This window comes from Streptomyces sp. NBC_00057 (assembly GCF_045041165.1).
Lineage (GTDB): Bacteria > Actinomycetota > Actinomycetes > Streptomycetales > Streptomycetaceae > Streptomyces.
In genome coordinates, this window is sequence record NZ_CP108256.1 from 172,247 (window position 1) to 188,705 (window position 16,459).

Sequence of the window (16,459 nt, forward strand, 5' to 3'; positions counted from 1 at the left end):
AGGCCCGGCGGACCGGAGAACGCGCACCCCGGCCAAGGGTTGACACCCGCAGAGGCGCCACTCATATTACATGCACTTTGGTTCGAATTTTGATCAGATGTTCACGCGTCTGTTGTGTACGCCGGAGGACACATGCCCACCTCGCCTCATACCGCGGCCTACGCCGCCGTGCCCCGCCCCGGACTGCTCGAACGGCAGGGGATCGTCCGCCCGCTCGCCTTCGGCTACCTCGCCGTCATGCTCTTCATGGTCGGCGACGGCATCGAAGTCGGATTCCTCTCGCCCTATCTGGAGTCGCGCGGGCTCTCCGGCAGCGAGGTCGCCCTGCTGTGGAGCGTCTACGGCTTCGTGGTCGCCGTCGCGGCCTGGCTCTCTGGCGCGCTTGCCGAAGCCTGGGGCCCCCGTCGGGTGATGCTGCTGGGCCTGGGGATCTGGGGCGTCTTCGAGGTCCTCTTCCTGACCGTCGGCGTGGCCGCCGGAAACTACCCGCTGATGCTGCTGACGTTCGGCATCCGGGGCCTGGGCTACCCCTTCTTCGCCTATGGCTTCCTGGTCTGGATCGCCATGGAGACCCCGAGCGAGAAACTCAGCCGGGCCGTCAGCTGGTACTGGTTCGCCTCCACCGCCGGACTCGGCGTCATCAGCTCCTACTTCGCGGGCGCGGTCATCCCCGTCATCGGCGAGATGGCCACCCTCTGGCTCTCCCTCGCCTTCGTCGCCGCCGGCGGCGCGCTGGTGCTCTTCCTCGTCCGGGCCCGGGTCACCAAGGGGCCTCCGGCATCGATGAAGGACTCCATGTCCCAGATGGTCAAGGCGCTCACCATCGTCAAGACGCACCCCCGCGTGGGCGTCGGAGGCGTGGTCCGACTGATCAACACCCTGTCCTTCTACGCCTTCGTGGTCTTCCTGACGACCCATATGGTCAACGAGGTCGGCTTCTCCACGGCGCAGTGGCAGACCATCTGGGGCACGATGCTGCTGGCCAATGTCGTGGCCAACCTACTCTCCGGCTACGTCGCGGACTGGATCGGCGGCGTCAACACCGTCGCCTGGGTGGGCGGACTCGGCTGTTTCGTGACCGTGCTCGCGCTCTACTACGTGCCCGAGGCGGTCGGCCCCAGCTTCGGCATCACGCTCGCCGTCGCCGTCGTCTACGGGCTGGCCCTCGGGGCGTTCGTACCGCTCTCCGCGATCATGCCGCTGCTCGCGCCCCGTCATATCGCCAGCGCGGTCGCCATCCTCAACCTGGGCGCCGGCCTCAGCCAGTTCGTCGGCTCGGCCGTGGCCGGACTGGTCGGCCCGATCGGCATCGAGGGCACCGTCTGGGTGATCGCCTCCGTCTATCTGGTGGGTCTGGTGCTCACCTTCACCCTCAAGGAGCCGAAGTCCGCCGCAGACGACGCGGTGGCGGACAGGCTGCTCCCTCCGTCGCCGGTCAAGGAGCCCGCCGGGGCGGCGGTCGTCGCGCGATCGGGGGAGTGAGCGGGACGCAGACCGGGCCGCCGACGCCCGCCGACCGCCTCGCCGCCGCGACGGTCGGCCGGCGTCGGCCATGGATGACGCGGGGTGGCCACTGTGTGATAACCGCGAGCGAAGCGGACGCGGAACGGACCGGGGAGGAGTACGACCTTCTGCCCGACGAGCAGGCCGTGATCGAGATGCTCCATGACTGGCATCGCAGCGACAGGATCAGCGTACGCCGCGCACGAGGCGGGCTTGACCCACCGGGACATCAAGCCATCCAACATCATCGTCCGCTCCAGCGGCAAAGCGACGGTCGTCGACTTCGGCATCACCAAGGGCAGCGACGAACGGCACTCACTACCACCGGCGTCTTGATCGGCACCCCGGCCTACATGGCGCCCGAAGCGCTGTCCGGCACCTTCGACCACCGCTCCGACCTGTACTCCCTCGGATGCGTGCTCTACGAGATGGTCACCGGCCGCCGGCCTTTCACCGGCACGTCCTGGCACCTGGTCAACCAGCACCTCAGTGAACAGCCCGCCGCGCTGCGCACCCTGCACCCCAAGTCCCCCGTGAGGCTGGAGCGGTTGGTCGGCCGACTCCTGGCCAAGGACCCTGCCCAGCGGCCGGACAGCGCCGAAGAGATCTGCTACCGCCTCGAAGAGATCAACGACCGTCACTTCGGTGACACTCCGCCCAGCCGCGGACTCGACATCACTTCCGAGGTCTGGCTCTATCCGCACGAAGCCACCGACGGCGCGATCATCCCCCTGCGTTTCACCTCCCACAAAACCTGTCCCGCCTGCGCCACCAGGGAAGACGAGAAGGCGGCACGGGCCTGCACCACATGTGAGGGGGAGGGCAGGGTCGTCCGTGAGCAGCAGACCTATAAGGTCCGCATCCCCGCTGGCATCAGGGACGGGCAGAAGGTCCGGATCCGCGAACTCGGCGGCCCCGGCAAGCACGGTGGCGCGCCCGGGGATCTGTATGTGACCGTGCACGTCGCCGACTGATCCGCCGCGCGGTATTCGGCCAGGTCCGATGGCTTTGTGCCATTCGTCAGCAACCCGCCTCCAACATCACTGACGCCCGGCTACATAAGAAGGCTGGGGTTGGCGTGCTGCCGTCATCGTGTGGTGATGGCCGTCGGTGGGGGAGGTCTGGACGGTTGCTGACGATCAATGTGGCTGTGCTGCTTGCGGTCATCGTCTTTTCCGGCTGCGCCGGCGTACGGAGGCCAGGAGCCGGTTGGACGAGAAGTTCACCGTGGTCATCGTTCTGGCGCTGGGCGTGCTCATCGCTCCGACCCCGGTGGGACGGGGGGTCCTGGATTTCTTGGGCCAGCCCGCCCGCGGTGCCCTTGCCCGCGCTGGGCACAGCCTCGACAGCCACCTGCACAACGTCCGCGAGGTCCTACTCCAGGCGATCCTGCAGGAAGACGCCTGGCCCGGCGTGTTCGCCCTCGCGGCCGCGGGCATCGAGTCCCGCGCGGCGGACCTGGTGCGTGTGTGCGTCCTCGAGGAACGCGCTGCCGGCACTTCCTGGGCGCAGATCGGTGAGCCGTTCGGCGTCAGCGCCGACGCCGCCCGCAAATGCTGGGGCCACTGGGCACTCGCCCCGCACCCCGACGACGACCAGCTCAGCGGCGGTTAGGTCTGTTGGGCCCAACAGGGGCAATCTGGTCCGGAGCGACGCCGCCCCGGCGCTTCACCGTGCCACTGCGCGGGCCCCGACGCGCCTTACAGGTCGGCGAGACCGCTGGGGAACAACGCTGCGGCCGTTGCGGGCAGCTCGTCGATCTCGGCGAGCGCCTCGGCCAGGTCCTTGCGGGCCCGGGCCAGCTCGTCGGGGATCTGCCCGGCGCGCTCGTTGTCCGTGGTGAAGACCGCCGAGCAGGCCAATAGTGCGAGCAGGGTGCTCGCAGCAGGGGCCGCCGCCGCGACGACCGGACCACACCCCTGCTTGTCCAGCCCCTTGAGCACGTGGGAGACCTGGCCCGTCTGCCAGTGCAGTGCCCCGATCACGCCCGGCCCGTCGGCTCCGGAGGCCCTGATCACCTGCTGGCGTGCCAGCGTCATCTCTTGCGCCCCCGCGCCCCGGGCGAGCATGTGCCCCTCGGCGAGCATCCCGACCCCGATCGAGGCGCCGTACAGCGCGTTGGAGAGGACGGCGGCCAGGACGTGCTCGCCGCCCACCGCTGCAGCCTGCTGCTCCAGCTCGTCGGCGGTGGGTGGCTGGGCGTACGCGCCGAGCGCGGTCATTGCCGCCGAGACGGAAGCGGCGCTCGGTGCGGGCGCAGGGTTCTGGTGCTGGTTCGGGATCGACATGGGCCGGACCGTAGCGGCATCTCCGGCGAGGAGAGCGGCTTCCCGCCAAACCCGCCCCGGCTGGCAGGAGCGCGTGATAGCCCGAGTCCTTACGATCCGACGGGCGTTTTGTCCACCCGGCTCCCGCCCCGGCCGCGAGAGCGCCAGCGGTCGAGCAGGGCCGTTCTTGAGCAGACCGACTTTTTGACACTGCTCCTCGCGCATGATCCGTCGTAGTCCCGGCTGCGAGTCACTGCTTACTGATCTCGTGATTCCTGAGCGGCAGCCTCTTCTGGGTAATCGGTTTGCAGTTGTGCCAGGTAATCGGTGGCGGTGGATGCTTCGGCGGCGCCGATGCGATCGTAGATGCTCACCGCTTGGCGAAGGTCGGCGAGGGCGGCGTGGTGGGCGCCGGTGCGTGCGTGGCAGCGGGCGGCGCCTTCGAGGGCGCGGGCTTCGTCCAGAGGGCTTTGTACCTGGCGTGCGAGGTGTAAGGCTTCCCCGTACACGGAGAGCGCCTCCTCCGGGCCAGTGGACTCGGCCAGGAGAGTGCCCGTGCTGTTGAGCGCTTCGGCTTCCCCTTGGACGTCGCCCACTTCCCGAAACAGGACCAGAGACTGTTGCAGGAGGTCGCTTGCCACCGGATAGTCCCCGGTCTTAGTCCGCACCCGGCCTAGCTCCTGCAGAGCGTTGGCTTCGCCGTGATGGTTACCCAGGGTGCGGTAGAGGTTCAATGCCTGCTGCGCAAAATCGGCCGCCACCGACAGGTCCCCGGTCCGAATCCGTACCCGGCTCAGCTCGTGCAGGGCGTGAGCCTCGCCATGCTGATTGCCGAGGGTGCGGTAGAGGCTCGTCGCCTGCTGCAGCAGATCAGCCGCAGCTGGGTAGTCGCCGGTCGCGCACCGTACCCAGCCCAGCACCTGTTGGGCGTTGGCTTCGCCGAGGCGGTTGCCGAGGCTGCGATAGAGGTCAAGTGCCCGCTTCTCCAGATCCACCGCCGCCCAGTAGTCCCCCGTCATGTTGCGCACCCAGCCCAGATCCCACAGGACGTTGGCTTCGCCGAGGCGGTTGCCCAAGGTGCGGTAGAGGTCAAGCGCCTGCTGAGCAAAGTCGGCCGCCGCCCGGTAGTCCCCCGTCATGTTGCGTACTTGGCCCAGAACCCGCAGGGCGCCTGCTTCGCCGAGGCGGTTGCCCAAGGTGCGGTAGAGGTCAAGCGCCTGCTGAGCAAAGCCGGCCCCCGCCTGGTAGTCCCCGGCCGTGCCCCTTGCTTGGCCCAGATCCCGTAGGGCGCTTGCTTGGCCGAGGTGGTTGCCCAGGGTGCGGTAGAGGTCCAGTGCCTGCTGCGCCAACTCGGCCGCCGCCTGGTAGTCCTCCGTCCGATACCGAAGCCGGCTCAGCACGAGCAGCGCACCTGCTTCGGCGAGGCGGTCGCCGATGTGGCGAGCGATCGTGACCGCGGCCTGATGGAGCGTGATGGCTCCATCCCAAGGTCCTTGCAGGTAGAGGAAAGAGGCCAGAGCAGCGGTGAGCCGGATGGCGCGCAAGTGCTGGGCGGTGTTGGCGACGTGATGGGTGCAGGCGATGAGGTTCGCGTTTTCGATGCGCATCCAGGCGAGGGCCTGCTCGTAGGTGGCCAAGGTGGGTGCGGCAGCCGGGGCAGCGTCGACGGACGGGGTGGCAGGGAGGGGAGCCTCCGCAAGGTGGCGATCGGCTGTCTCGGTGGTGTGCTGGTAGTAGTTCAGTAACCGGCCCCGGGCGGCGTCATGGTCGTCGGCAGGGTCCTGATCGGCGAGCGTGTGGGCGTAGGTGCGTAGAAGGTCGTGGAGGTGGTAACGGCCGGTGGTGGGGGAATCGATGAGGTGGTCGTCGTAGAGAGCTTCCAGCTCCTGGTGGGCCTGCGCGAGAGGGATGTTGGCGAGAGCGGCGGTGGCGTAGACGTCGGTTTCAGGACCGGGATGCAGGCCCAGGTAGCGAAAGAGACGCTTCCGCTGTGGTGGAAGGGCGCGGTAGGACACCTCGAACGCAGCGGCCACCGCGCGGTCGCCGACGACAAGTTCGCCGAGTCGGTCCTGGGTTTCGGTGAACTCTTGCGCGTACTCAGCCAGGTTCCAGTGGGGGTGGTGGGCGAAGCGGCCGGCGAGTAGGGCGATGGCCAGGGGTAGGTAGCCGCACAGCCGGACGATGTCGGCGACCGCACTGCCTTCCGCGGATGCGGGGGTGCGGTGGGCCAGGCGGGTGAACAGCAGCGCCGCGTCCTCCGCGGGGAGGGTGTCCAGCGGCAGTGGGGTGGCGCCGTCCAGGGCGGCGATGCGTCGGCGGCTCGTGACCAGCACTAGGCAGCCTTCAGCCCCGGGCAAGAGCGGCTCGACCTGCGCGTGGTCGGCGGCGTCGTCCAGGACCAGGAGCATCCGCTTGTCGGTCAGCCGGTCGCGCCACAGGCCAGCGCGGGCGTCTAGGCCCTCGGGGATGTGGCGCGGATCGATGCCGATGCTGATCAGCAGGGCGGCCAGCGCCTCGGCGGGGTCGGCCGGCCTCTGACCGGGGGTGTGGGCGTGCAGACGCAAGAACAACTGCCCGTCAGGGAAGCGGTCGATCAGCTGGCGGGCAGCGTGGACGACGAGGGCGGTTTTGCCCACCCCGGCCATGCCGTCGACGGTGTAGATGGCCACCACCTCGGCCGGCTGGGCGGCGGCCAGCAGCTGATCCACCTCGGCGTGGCGGCCGGTGAAGGCAGCCACGTCACGGGGTACGGTCCGCAGCGCGGTGATCGGCGCGGGCGCCTGCTCGTGGAGGATGTACTGGTCTCGCCCGGCTGCGTAGACGCGGGCGTTGTCGTCGGCGTGGGCCTCGATCCGCACTTGGGCCGTGGTGTCGTTTGGGCTGATTTCGGGGGTGGTCATCGGTCGGTGATGTGCTGGTCGCGGCCGGCCATGTACACCCGCGCGTTGTCGCGCGCCTCGGCGCGCTGGACGATCGAGCCGATCTGGTTCTGCTCGCTCGTGGGAAGAGCAGGCTGGAGGTGGCTTTCCAGCAGCCGTCGCAGCCCTTCCGCGAGGGCGGGGTCTTCGGCGAGGAGCTGGTGCAGGCGCAATTGCCAGGCTCCGATCATGGCCTGTTCGGTGTCCTCATCGCCCGTATCCCGCGCCGCGAGAAGCTGGATGCGGGCGCCGTCCAGGTCGTTTTCCACCTGCCCTGCCCGGTCGGGGCGAGCCTGTCGCCACCAGGCAATCGCCGCTGTTCTAGCTTGCTGCCAGGCGTCAGTGGTCATCGCGCTTACCAGCGCCGTGCCTGCCGCCAGCACTACCGGATCCATCGCCCTCCCCTTGTCCGGACACCGAGGAGAACGGCCATCGCCCGTGCCGAACAGGTCATGACATGAGATGAAGAGGAATGCCGCTGTTGAGCGGAGTGACCAGGATAGGAGGCTGCTGCGAGGGTCGGAAGACGGTTTCTGCCCACATTGCCGTAGGTGGAGACCGGAACAAGCCCATGGCACATGACTATGGGGGCCGAAGCATCAGCCGTCGCTGACACAGTTCAGCAGGGGGTAGACCCATTGGGGTCAATGGGTCCATTCCTCCGCTTGGGTGTCGACGCCGTGGCGGGCTGCGCGCAGTTCGTCCAGGAGCGCTAGGACCTCGTCGCGGGCGCCGACGGCCGTGGTGCCGTTGGCTTCAGCGCCGTCGGGGGCAGGGCGGCACCGTACGCGCCGAGGATCACCTGCAGGCGGCGCAGCCGTTCGGCGAGGCCGGGCCCGTCGAGGCCCTTGACCCAGGAGGCCAGTTGCGCAGAGGTGCTGTGGGCCTCCCGCGGGCTGGGCCTTCGTGTGTTCCGATCGTCATGCCGGGGCGGAACCGGCGCATCTTCGCGGGCCCGGCTGAAGCTGCCGGAGCCGTCGCCGGCAGCCGGGACCGGAGCTGGCGTGGCCCGAGTGGTTCGGTGACAGGGCGGCCTGGTGGGGTCCGGCGCGGTCCGAGGACTTCGCCGCACGAATGGAACCTCCACAGAGTCTGGGTCGTACGCTGAACTCCTGTCTAACGAGCGTGATGTGAGTCACGTTGCGGGTGTGGAGGTTCGGGTGGGCGCGGGAGGTGTGGAGGCCTGTGGCCACCCCTGCCGCACTGTTTACGCTGGTAGGCAGCTTAACTTTACGTGATCATGACGTAGCAGCAAGGAGTGGTCTACTCCTGTTCGTAATCGCGTGATCGCTCCTGGTCAAAAATGATGGGACCGCGATACGCGTTTGCCCATGGTGATTCGAAAAGCTGCGGTTGAGGGCAAAGACACCCTCCGGTGTTCCCGAGAAGGGGGATGGAGCACCGTCCTGTGTGATCCCTGAGGAATGGGAACTGTGGTCGTTCACGAACTTCTCGTCGCGCTGGCGGTCGTTACCGCCCTGCGCGTATTCGCTCCCGAGGCGCGCGCCCTGACTCGGCGCCTCCTCAGCGCCGGGGTGCGGATTGGTGCCACCCAACTGCTGGAAAACGCGTCCGGCGCCGCCGGCACCCGTCAGGAGGTCCCGCCGCTGCCGGACCCGCGCAACGGGGAGGTGTGAGGCCTGTGGCCGTCACACCGTCGCCGGAGGAGCCGGACGGATCAGGAGCCCAGTATGACCTCCCCCGCTCCAGCTTCCTGGAAGAGATCAACAACCTGACGGGCATCGAGTTCCAGATGACACCGGACCAGGAGGCGTTCTACGACCTCTACGCCCGCGCCCACCTGCGATACGCGCACACCATGCTCGGCGACAAGGACGCCGCCAAAGCCGTGATACGGCGCTGCTACTCTCACCTCGCTCTGAACTGGGCGAACGTGCTGAAGGAGGAAAGCCCCGAGGCGTACGCCTGGAAACTGCTCAAGCAACGGGTGGAAACCCACCTGCGGCTGGTGGGCCAGACCTCCCAGATGGTGCAGACCGCCGCCTTCCAGCAGGCCGCGCGCGCCACCCTCGAAGTGATCCGGCGCCAGTTCGAGGTGATGGAGTCCGCCCTCGGCCTCTACACAGCGATAGCCGGCCTGCCCGAGCGGCAGTTCGACGTCATCGTCATGCACTACGTCCTGGGCTACCCCTCGAACCGGATCGCCCGCATCATGGGCATCAAACCGGACACCGTCCGCTCCCACCGGCGTCTGGCCCGCGAACGCATCGCCATCAAGCTCGGCCTGTCATTGGAATCGGCCACCGACGACGAGAATGAGAAGGAGTAACACCGTGCGCAGCATCCACGACGTTCTCGGCGGTGCCGGATGCCCCGACCCGTTCACCGACAAGGATCTCGCCGACCTCAAGCAGGAGATCGTCCGCGACGTCGCCGCCTCCATGATGTTCGGCGCGCTGCCCGCCCCGGCCGGCCACTTCCCCACCCTCCACAACGAGGCCGGCAGGGAACTCGCCACCTTGTCCACCCACCTCCTGCGCCACCGAGACGCCGCTGAGCACGTCGCCCAGCTCGCCCACGAAGGCATCGATGAAGACGGCGCCCTCCGCTTCGCCTCCCTGCTCTTCCTCGTCGACGAGCGCGAAGGTGCCCGCTTCTGGTGGCAGTTCTCCGCCGGCGTCGGCAACGCCACCTCCGCCTACTGCCTCCACCTCTACCACCTCTCCCGCGGCGAACTCCGCGACGCCGACCACTGGGCCCTAGAAGCCGCCACCTTCGAGGGCCCCGCCGTCCCGCACCCGCCCGCCCGCCACCAACTCATCCAACGCGAAGCCCTACGCGCGGCCGTCCGCAGGCTCAAGGTCGACGCAGTCGAGGAATCCGGCTACAGCAGGGTCCTACGCCCCGCTCAGCACCTGGCCGACCGAATCGAAGAACTCGCCGACGCCCTTTAAGCCGGGCCCGATCCGCCAGGCCGTCAACGTCGGCTCGATCAGGGCCCATCGGGCGTCGGACAGGTCGCTGGGGTACGGCTTGCGCTCACTCACGGCCCAGCGTGATCACGGCCGAGCCGGAAGGATCCGTTCCGTAGAAGGTCAGGAGGTTCTGGCGCATCTCTACGTCAGACGGGTTTCCGAGACCAGAAGCGGACGAGACGGGCGACGAGGTCCACGCCTTACCGAGTGACATTCAGTATCTACAGGGCGAAACGCATCATAGTGGGACACTCACATAAGGCGCTTACCTACCTTGACCTGCATAAATGCCCTCTCAGCACAGTTGCTCGGCCAGTCCGACGATGATGCCCTCCGGGCCGCGGATGTAGCAGATCAGATGGCTGTCCTCGAACCGGGCGATCTCGCCTACGAGTTCGGCGCCGTGAGGGCGCAGGCGGGCAACGGTGTCCTCGATGTCGTCGACGGCGAACATGACGCGGTGCGTGCCCAGAATGTTGTGCGGCCGGTTGCGCGGCCCGGCGCTGATCACCTCGGGGCTGCGGTACTTCGCCAGCTCGAGCCGGCTGTGACCGTCCGGGGTCCGGACCATCGCGATGTCACAGCGGACGCCGTCGAGTCCGGTGCACTGGTCGGCGACGAGGCCCTCGACCTGCGCCCTGCCCTCCAGCTCCATACCGAGTTCCACGAAGAACGCGATGGCGGCATCCATGTCGTCGACCACGATGCCGACGTTGTCCATCTGCTGGATCGCCATGCTGGTTTCTCCTTCTTCCTCGTGCGGCCGGTGGTGGCCGCTGATGTCCCAGCGGCTCCCGCCACACTCGTCCGGGGACACGTACACCACGACTGCCGCCGACCTTACGGCCGAGGTGCTCACGGGTACGAAGCGACACCAGGAGTCCGCCCGTGCCGTGTGCCGTCGCCCGCCGAGGTCCGCGCAGACGGACGTACGAGTCCGATCGGCCGCAGGTCACGCCCGCGCGTCATGCCACGTCACGTCACCAGCTCCTGTGGCACCGCTGTGACGGCCGCGGTCACCTCATGAGCCCCTGGTTCGGCGTCTCGACCGGGTCGGCGGTGGGCAGACGGCGGCAGCGGTGGTGTACGGGGCCGGCGCCGCCAGGGGGTGTTGCCGTGTGGCACGGTTCTGGCCCCAGGCGAGGCGAGCGGCGATGACGGTCATCATCGCCAGGAGGGGTACGACGGCCCGTGCGGTCCAGCGGACGCGGTTGCCGCGTCGATGGGTGGCTCTGCCGGCGGCGATGAAATCGGCTTCGAGGGTGGTCAGCCGGCCGCGGTCGGCGGGTGTGGTGAAGTGCGCGTCGAGCTGGGTGAGGCGGACCGGTGATATGCGCACGCCGGGGTCACGGCCGACGGATTCCCAGGCCTCGGCGGCGTCGGTGAGCCAGCGGTGCAGGCGCAGTTTCTCGCGGTCCTCCTCGATCCAGGCGTGCAGTCGGGGCCAGGCGGTGATGAGGGCCTCGTGGGCCAGGTCGACGGTGTCCCCGTCGAGGGTGATCAGCCGGGCCCGCGCCAGGATGTCCAGAACCGTTCTGGTCTCCCGTACGTCTCCGGTGGATTCGATCTCCCTGCGGCTGGTGGGCCGACGGGTGTCCGGGGCTTCGGCGCCGGGAGTGATCAGCCGCAGCATCACCTGACGGGTCGTCTCGGCCTGGGCGGGGTCCATGCGTGCGTACGCGGCCTCCGCGCTCTGGGCGATCACGCCCCGCATGGCCCCGGCCCGCTCGTACCCCTCCAGGGTGAGCGTGCGACCGCGGCGTCGGCGCCAGGTTTCCAGCAGCGCGTGGGAGAGGAACGGCAGGCCGGCGCTCCGGCCGTGGACCTCGTCGATCAGGGTGGCGGTCAGAGCCCGTTCCACGACCAGGGAGCGGGCCGTCGCGGGGCCGATGATGGCCTTGCGCAGTTCGTCACGGGTCAGCGGGCTCACGGGGAGGCTGGCCCTCCGGATCGTCTGGGCGAATTCGGTGTGAGTCAGGCAGTGCGGGTAGAAGTCCGCCCGGATGCCGAGGACGACGTGCAAGCGGCTGCCCGGCTCGCGGGCGGCGAGCAGGCCCGCGAGGAAGCCGTTTCTCTCCCCGGTGTCCTGGCAGAGGGTGAACAGTTCCTCGAACTGGTCGACGATCAGCCAGGTGTCGCCCGGAGCGTCGGCCGGGCGGAGGGCCTCACGGTGTCGGCTCAGGGGCCGCCCGCCGGGAGTGAGGAGGCGGACCGCCGCCGTGGGGACGGAACGTTCACGGAGCCGGGGGACGAGGCCCGCCCTCAGCAAGGAGGATTTGCCACTGCCGGAGGAGCCGAAGACGGCGACGACCCGGTGTCGGTCCGTGAGTGCCAACAGGTCGTGGACCAGCCGGTCGCGGCCGAAGTAGAGGTCGCTGTCGCCGGGCTCGAACCGGGCCAGCCCGAGGTAGGGGGCCGGTTCGTCCGAGGACTCTGCGGCCCGGGAGGCCAGTTCGTCGGACACCCGGGCCCAGCGGTGTTCCCACTCCACGGGGTCGCCCCCGCAGGCGGCGACGTACGCGTGCAGCACCGGCAGCGTCGGGAGCTGCTCGCCCGCGGCGGCCCGGGAGAACGTGGCCGCGGAGTAGGCCGTGGCGTGGCGGGCCATCGTCCCGTACGTGGGGCTGCCCGCCTCCTTCCGAAGCTGCCGCAACGCGAGAGCGAACACGGCCACCGGTCCGGCCGCCGGGTCCACGGGCTTCTCCTGGCGTCCCACGATCGCGCCCCCCCTTCCGGGCGGCGCCGCCGACCGGTCTCCTGCCGGTCATGTATCCAAGCCGTACCAAGGCGGGGGCGGCAAGGCGCTTTTGCGTCGTACGGCGGCGATGCGCGGATTGATTCACCGCCGGGAGAGGGCTGCGTAACAACCGCCTGTCGGCGAAAGCTCGGGGTGAGGAGGCTTCGACCTCCCTCGAACCCGAAAGGTTTCGCCCGTACCCCAGGGGGCGCGGGCGGGCCCGGTCGGCCCGGACCCACGACAGACAGGAGGACGTCATGCCGCTGAGTGACGACGAGGTGCGTGAGATCGAGGAGAACCGCCAGCGCGCCGAGCGCGAGCACGCGGAGTTCCGGGCCAGGCAGGAAGCCGAGCACCGGGCGCGGATCGAGGAGCAGGAGGCCAGGCGGCGCGCGGAGGAGCCGCGCTCCGGCCCCACTTGGTAGCCCCTCGGTTCCTGACAGCCCGCCGGTGCCGCGATCGCATGCGCTCGCGGCACCGGACACACGACGGAGGAGTAAGCATGAAAAGATCCGACATCGCCCGCATCCTGGGCTCCGCGGCGGTCGCCCTCGGCCTGGTCATCGGCTTCACCGGCCAGGCGTCCGCCGTCTCCAGCTTCCGGTACACGCACACGGACAACGTGAGGTGCGTCGCCGGCTACGCGGAGACCAGCGCGGGCTCCAACGGCGGCGGATACTCGCGGAGCATCACGTACGGCTACAACCGTACGTCCAGCGGGGGTTGCCAACTCGCGAACCAGTACACGGGCTGGCTCTCCACCGAGCGGCACATCCTCGCCTTCGACATGGCGGCGGGTGTGTGGTGGAAGTGCGCCGGGTTCGGACCGCTCCGCAACCCCGTTCCCGCCGTGGGCGTGGAGCTCGCGGGCGACATCAACCGAGCGTGCGGCGGTGACGTCTGGTACGCCACGAACACGGCCGCGTACGGCTGGGACGGGGTGGCCTGGCGGGGCAGTTGGGTCGTATCCGGCAACCACTGGGTTCCCCGCGTCGGGCTTGCCATGAGCGGCACCCCGGCGGCCCCGAAGATCAGCGCGGCCGAAGCCGTCCGACGTGGCGAGGTCCGCCTGGGCAGCCCCACCGGCCCCAAGGTCAGCGCCGCGCAGCTCCAGGCCGCACCCCGGGTGGCCGGGTCCACCCCCGTATCGCCCCTGACTCCCTCGGACAGCGCGTACGGGGCGAGGACGATCACCCGGTAGGCGCGCCTGCCGCCTGCCGCCGGAGGTCAGCGGTGCCGTCTAACCTGAGGGGCCGTGACGGCGAGGACGGAGAGGAGGATCAGGGCGCAGGCCGGGGCGAGGACGGTTCAGGGGGCGAGTTCGGCGTAGGGCTGGTTCTCGGAGAGCAGCCGTCCCCACTCGGGGGTGGGGGGCTGTTCGCCGAGGCCGAGGAAGCCGAGCGAGGCCAGGACGAGGATCGTGGTGGGCAGGCGGAGCAGGGCGTTGCGCAGGAGCGGGGCGCTGAGGGCGGGGAGCAGGTGGCGGCGCAGGAGGTGGCCTCGTCCGGCGCCAAGGGAGCGGGCGGCGGCGATATGGCCGCCGGCCCGTTCCTGTTCGAGCAGCGCGGCGCTCTGGGCGGCGTACGGACTCCAGCCGACGAGGCACACGGCGAGGGCGGCGCCCCAGAGGGAGGGGCCGATGGCCGCGGTCACGAGCAGGCCGGCGAGGACGGCGGGCATGGTCGCCGAGCCGCTCGGACTCGGCAGCGCGATCAGCCGGATGATGACCGAGCGCGGCATGGTCGGCCCCGTCGCCGGCGGCAGCGTCCTCGCCCACTTCGACACCATCCTCGCCGCGGCTGCGCCCGAGCTCGCCGGGCGCGCCAAGGCGGTGGCGTTCGACGTGGAGACCGGCCGCCTGGACGTCGTCCCCGACGCCCCGGCCTGCGGCACGCAGCTGCGCTGGAGCGCGCCGAAACTGATCGCGGCGGCGAACACGACGGTGTCCGGCGTGAACGTCCGCGCCCTCCACGTCCTGGCGCCCGCACCCGTGAAGGCCGGCCCCGCCACGGCCGCCGCCGAACCGGACCCGCCGACCGTGCCCGCCGTGCAGAGACAGCGACTGGCCCCGCCGGAGGGCTACCGCCGTGCCATCGAGGCGCACCGCCAAGCCGCGAGGCCGTCCCTGGCGGACCCGGGCATCGCCCAGGCGGTGAAGCGGCAGACCGCCGCGATGCGGGAGCTGTCCCGCCGCGCGTTCCCCGAGCCCGACGTCGTACCGGACGATGCGCCGGCCCCGATCGACCAGGCCCGCGTCCAGCGCCGCCGCCACGCCGCGACGACCGAGGCCGCCGCGCTGCGCCGGGCCCGAGACGAGAAGGCGGGTCGGGAAGTGGCCGTGCCGCAGTGCCTGGGCCAGACGGCGTGACGCCTCCTGTGAGCCTCACAGGCCGTTTCCGCAGGTGGGTGCGGTGCGGGCGGCTGTTGTCCGGTCGCAGACTTCTCCAGGCATCGCAACCCTGCTGTCCTCTGGCAGGTGGTCCTGACCGATTGCCAAGAGATCTTGACCGTCCTGCCCCGGCTGCCCCTGACCGCGTCGGCCGGGTGGTGGATGATCGGGTTGTGCTGGTGCGTACCGAGTTGCTGCCGCTGGGTCCGTCGGGGTTGCCGAGGGTCCGGGTCCACACGCCTGTCGGCAGCGCCGTGGCCGTGTGGCGCGGCGACCTGGACAACGCGGTTGGCTGGCACCACATCGAATGGACCGTCGACGGGGACATCCTCTGGGGCCGCAACACACGGTCGACCGCCCTCGCCGAACCGGGGGTGCGCGAGGAGGCCGGCCGGGTCCTCCTACGAGGACGGCTCCAGCTCACCGAAGACGGCGCCGCTGTCCTTGAGATGGGTGACTCACAGGTGCTGTTCGAGGTCGGTTCGCCGCCACCGCCGGACAAAGCCTGGGTGGAGATCAGCGTCGAAGCGGACAAGGTGGAGCTGTACCCCTACCCGCTCTGACCGGTCAAAGTCACCTGGCAAACGGTCAAGATCGTCTGTCATGGGGCACCTGCTATCTGCGGTGCCCGGACTTGAGTGAGATGTCCATCGCGCCCAGCGTCTCGAAGAACTCCGGGCAACTGCCGGTGCGGTCGGTGGACCCGTAGGGACGCAGGGCCCCGCACGAAACCGGGAGGTCGGGGGTTCACGTGCGGGGCCGCTCACGAGGTGTGGGCCGTCAGACTCCGATCAGGGTGTACGTACCCGTACCGTCCTGCCTGCCGCTGGAGTACTGGCGGATGAACTCCCCGTCCGTGTACCGGTCGTGGCCCATCATGGAGCCGGTGTACTTGTTTTGCACACCGACCATCGAGCTGCCGGGTACGTCGCGGTAGATGTAGAACCGCTGGAGGTCGTCCTCCGTGCAGGTGGCCGTCATCAGGTGGGTTCACCTTGGCTGGGCCCCTTCAGGACCTCATCAACATGGTCGCCGAACTACGCGAGCGCGGGATCGGCTTCACCTCGCTGCGCGAGAACCTGGACACCCCCCGGCGGCCGGCTCGTCTTCCACGTCTTTGCCGCGCTCGCCGAGTTCATCCGCGAACTCATCGTCATCGGTACCAACGAGGGCCTGGCCGCCGCCCGCGAGCGCGGCCGGGTCGGCGGACGCCCGAGCGTCGTCACCGAGGAAGTCATCCGCGCCGCCCGCGATCTACTGCCCGACCCTGGCCGCTCGATCACCTCGATCGCCAAGCTGCTGGGCGTCTCGCCGGGCACCCTCTACAACCACATCCCGGATCTGCGCGAGCTGCGCGCTGGCGCCGTGCCCCGTCAGCTCGAAGCGCCGACGAGGTAGGCCAACTCCAGCAAGATCAATCTCGGCGGCACTTTCTGTACCCGAAACTACTCACACCCGGACGGCCGGGGTCAGCGGGTTCGCGCCGGACGCATCATCAGGATGGCGCGGCAGCCGCAGATTTCGATCCACTGTCTCCAGTTGAGGAGAACTTGTGAAGGAATCCGCTCCGCGCTGTTGGCCCATTGACATCGGCGGGTGGGCTGAGGCCTCAGCCTACCCGCCAGTGCTGAATTCGGCCTTAAATCAACCGATTTGGCCGCAATTGCAGACGCCTCACCGTGTGCCCACTCTGGCTCCACGCCCCGCAG

The 16,459-nt window shown here is 69.3% G+C and carries 16 protein-coding genes and 3 pseudogenes; 12 read left to right on the top strand and 7 right to left on the bottom strand.

Features of this window, described 5'->3' with window-relative positions; translation table 11 throughout:
• The first annotated feature begins 132 nt into the window (after nucleotides 1–132).
• From OG953_RS00765 to OG953_RS00780, 4 genes and pseudogenes are all read left to right on the top strand, one after another.
• Nucleotides 133–1,482: an MFS transporter gene (locus tag OG953_RS00765; protein ID WP_405681882.1), complete on the top strand. Its 1,350-nt coding sequence runs from the start codon at nucleotides 133–135 to the stop codon at nucleotides 1,480–1,482.
• 183 nt (nucleotides 1,483–1,665) lie between these two features.
• Nucleotides 1,666–1,839 carry a protein kinase domain-containing protein gene (locus tag OG953_RS00770; protein WP_405681884.1) on the top strand — a complete coding sequence of 58 codons (174 nt, stop codon included), beginning with the start codon at nucleotides 1,666–1,668 and terminating at the stop codon, nucleotides 1,837–1,839.
• Nucleotides 1,836–2,477 carry a protein kinase domain-containing protein gene (locus tag OG953_RS00775; RefSeq protein WP_405681886.1) on the top strand — a complete coding sequence of 214 codons (642 nt, stop codon included), beginning with the start codon at nucleotides 1,836–1,838 and terminating at the stop codon, nucleotides 2,475–2,477. Before OG953_RS00770 ends, OG953_RS00775 begins: the two co-directional genes overlap by 4 nt.
• A 155-nt stretch (nucleotides 2,478–2,632) precedes the next feature.
• Nucleotides 2,633–2,820 (top strand): annotated as a pseudogene (locus OG953_RS00780) (hypothetical protein); the annotation flags it as partial.
• A 383-nt stretch (nucleotides 2,821–3,203) separates the two neighbouring features.
• Here the strand turns inward: OG953_RS00780 and OG953_RS00785 are convergent.
• The 3 genes from OG953_RS00785 to OG953_RS00795 all read right to left on the bottom strand — a co-directional run bounded on the left by OG953_RS00785 (nucleotide 3,204) and on the right by OG953_RS00795 (nucleotide 7,083).
• On the bottom strand, nucleotides 3,204–3,791 hold the full coding sequence (locus OG953_RS00785) for a DUF6245 family protein (protein ID WP_405681888.1): 588 nt from the start codon (nucleotides 3,789–3,791) through the stop codon (nucleotides 3,204–3,206).
• Nucleotides 3,792–4,027: 236 nt separating this feature from the next.
• Nucleotides 4,028–6,670: an ATP-binding protein gene (locus OG953_RS00790; RefSeq protein WP_405681890.1), complete on the bottom strand. Its 2,643-nt coding sequence runs from the start codon at nucleotides 6,668–6,670 to the stop codon at nucleotides 4,028–4,030.
• Nucleotides 6,667–7,083 carry a hypothetical protein gene (locus OG953_RS00795; protein ID WP_405681892.1) on the bottom strand — a complete coding sequence of 139 codons (417 nt, stop codon included), beginning with the start codon at nucleotides 7,081–7,083 and terminating at the stop codon, nucleotides 6,667–6,669. The genes OG953_RS00790 and OG953_RS00795 overlap by 4 nt, the downstream gene beginning before the upstream one ends.
• A gap of 1,038 nt (nucleotides 7,084–8,121) precedes the next feature.
• Between OG953_RS00795 and OG953_RS00800 the strand changes: the two genes are divergently transcribed.
• The 3 genes from OG953_RS00800 to OG953_RS00810 are packed head-to-tail and all read left to right on the top strand — an operon-like array spanning nucleotide 8,122 to nucleotide 9,603.
• Nucleotides 8,122–8,325, top strand: a complete 204-nt coding sequence (locus OG953_RS00800; RefSeq protein WP_405681894.1) for a hypothetical protein — start codon at nucleotides 8,122–8,124, stop codon at nucleotides 8,323–8,325.
• 5 nt (nucleotides 8,326–8,330) lie between these two features.
• Nucleotides 8,331–8,978, top strand: coding sequence for a sigma-70 family RNA polymerase sigma factor (locus tag OG953_RS00805; protein ID WP_405681897.1), 648 nt, complete (start codon nucleotides 8,331–8,333; stop codon nucleotides 8,976–8,978).
• Between the two features lie 4 nt (nucleotides 8,979–8,982).
• Nucleotides 8,983–9,603, top strand: coding sequence for a hypothetical protein (locus OG953_RS00810; protein ID WP_405681898.1), 621 nt, complete (start codon nucleotides 8,983–8,985; stop codon nucleotides 9,601–9,603).
• Between the two features lie 316 nt (nucleotides 9,604–9,919).
• Here OG953_RS00810 and OG953_RS00815 read toward each other — a convergent pair whose 3' ends face one another.
• Nucleotides 9,920–10,360 carry a VOC family protein gene (locus OG953_RS00815; RefSeq protein WP_405691544.1) on the bottom strand — a complete coding sequence of 147 codons (441 nt, stop codon included), beginning with the start codon at nucleotides 10,358–10,360 and terminating at the stop codon, nucleotides 9,920–9,922.
• A gap of 285 nt (nucleotides 10,361–10,645) precedes the next feature.
• Nucleotides 10,646–12,340 carry a hypothetical protein gene (locus OG953_RS00820; RefSeq protein WP_405681899.1) on the bottom strand — a complete coding sequence of 565 codons (1,695 nt, stop codon included), beginning with the start codon at nucleotides 12,338–12,340 and terminating at the stop codon, nucleotides 10,646–10,648.
• Nucleotides 12,341–12,618: 278 nt separating this feature from the next.
• Between OG953_RS00820 and OG953_RS00825 the strand changes: the two genes are divergently transcribed.
• A complete protein-coding gene (locus tag OG953_RS00825; RefSeq protein WP_405681900.1) occupies nucleotides 12,619–12,786 on the top strand; it encodes a hypothetical protein in 168 nt (55 codons plus the stop codon).
• Nucleotides 12,787–12,863: 77 nt separating this feature from the next.
• On the top strand, nucleotides 12,864–13,562 hold the full coding sequence (locus tag OG953_RS00830; protein WP_405681901.1) for a hypothetical protein: 699 nt from the start codon (nucleotides 12,864–12,866) through the stop codon (nucleotides 13,560–13,562).
• A 26-nt stretch (nucleotides 13,563–13,588) separates the two neighbouring features.
• Here the strand turns inward: OG953_RS00830 and OG953_RS00835 are convergent.
• Nucleotides 13,589–14,041: pseudogene (locus OG953_RS00835) on the bottom strand (ABC transporter permease subunit); the annotation flags it as partial.
• Between OG953_RS00835 and OG953_RS00840 the strand changes: the two are divergent.
• Both OG953_RS00840 and OG953_RS00845 read left to right on the top strand, forming a co-directional pair.
• Complete coding sequence (locus OG953_RS00840; RefSeq protein WP_405681902.1) at nucleotides 14,040–14,729, top strand: DUF721 domain-containing protein; 690 nt, start codon at nucleotides 14,040–14,042, stop codon at nucleotides 14,727–14,729. The pseudogene OG953_RS00835 and the gene OG953_RS00840 overlap by 2 nt on opposite strands.
• 194 nt (nucleotides 14,730–14,923) lie before the next feature.
• A complete protein-coding gene (locus OG953_RS00845; RefSeq protein ID WP_405681903.1) occupies nucleotides 14,924–15,313 on the top strand; it encodes a hypothetical protein in 390 nt (129 codons plus the stop codon).
• Between the two features lie 217 nt (nucleotides 15,314–15,530).
• Here the strand turns inward: OG953_RS00845 and OG953_RS00850 are convergent.
• Nucleotides 15,531–15,734: pseudogene (locus tag OG953_RS00850) on the bottom strand (hypothetical protein); the annotation flags it as partial.
• Between OG953_RS00850 and OG953_RS00855 the strand changes: the two are divergent.
• Entirely contained in the window at nucleotides 15,735–16,148 is a 414-nt protein-coding gene (locus OG953_RS00855; protein ID WP_405681904.1) for a recombinase family protein, read from the top strand.
• Nucleotides 16,149–16,459: the final 311 nt, after the last annotated feature.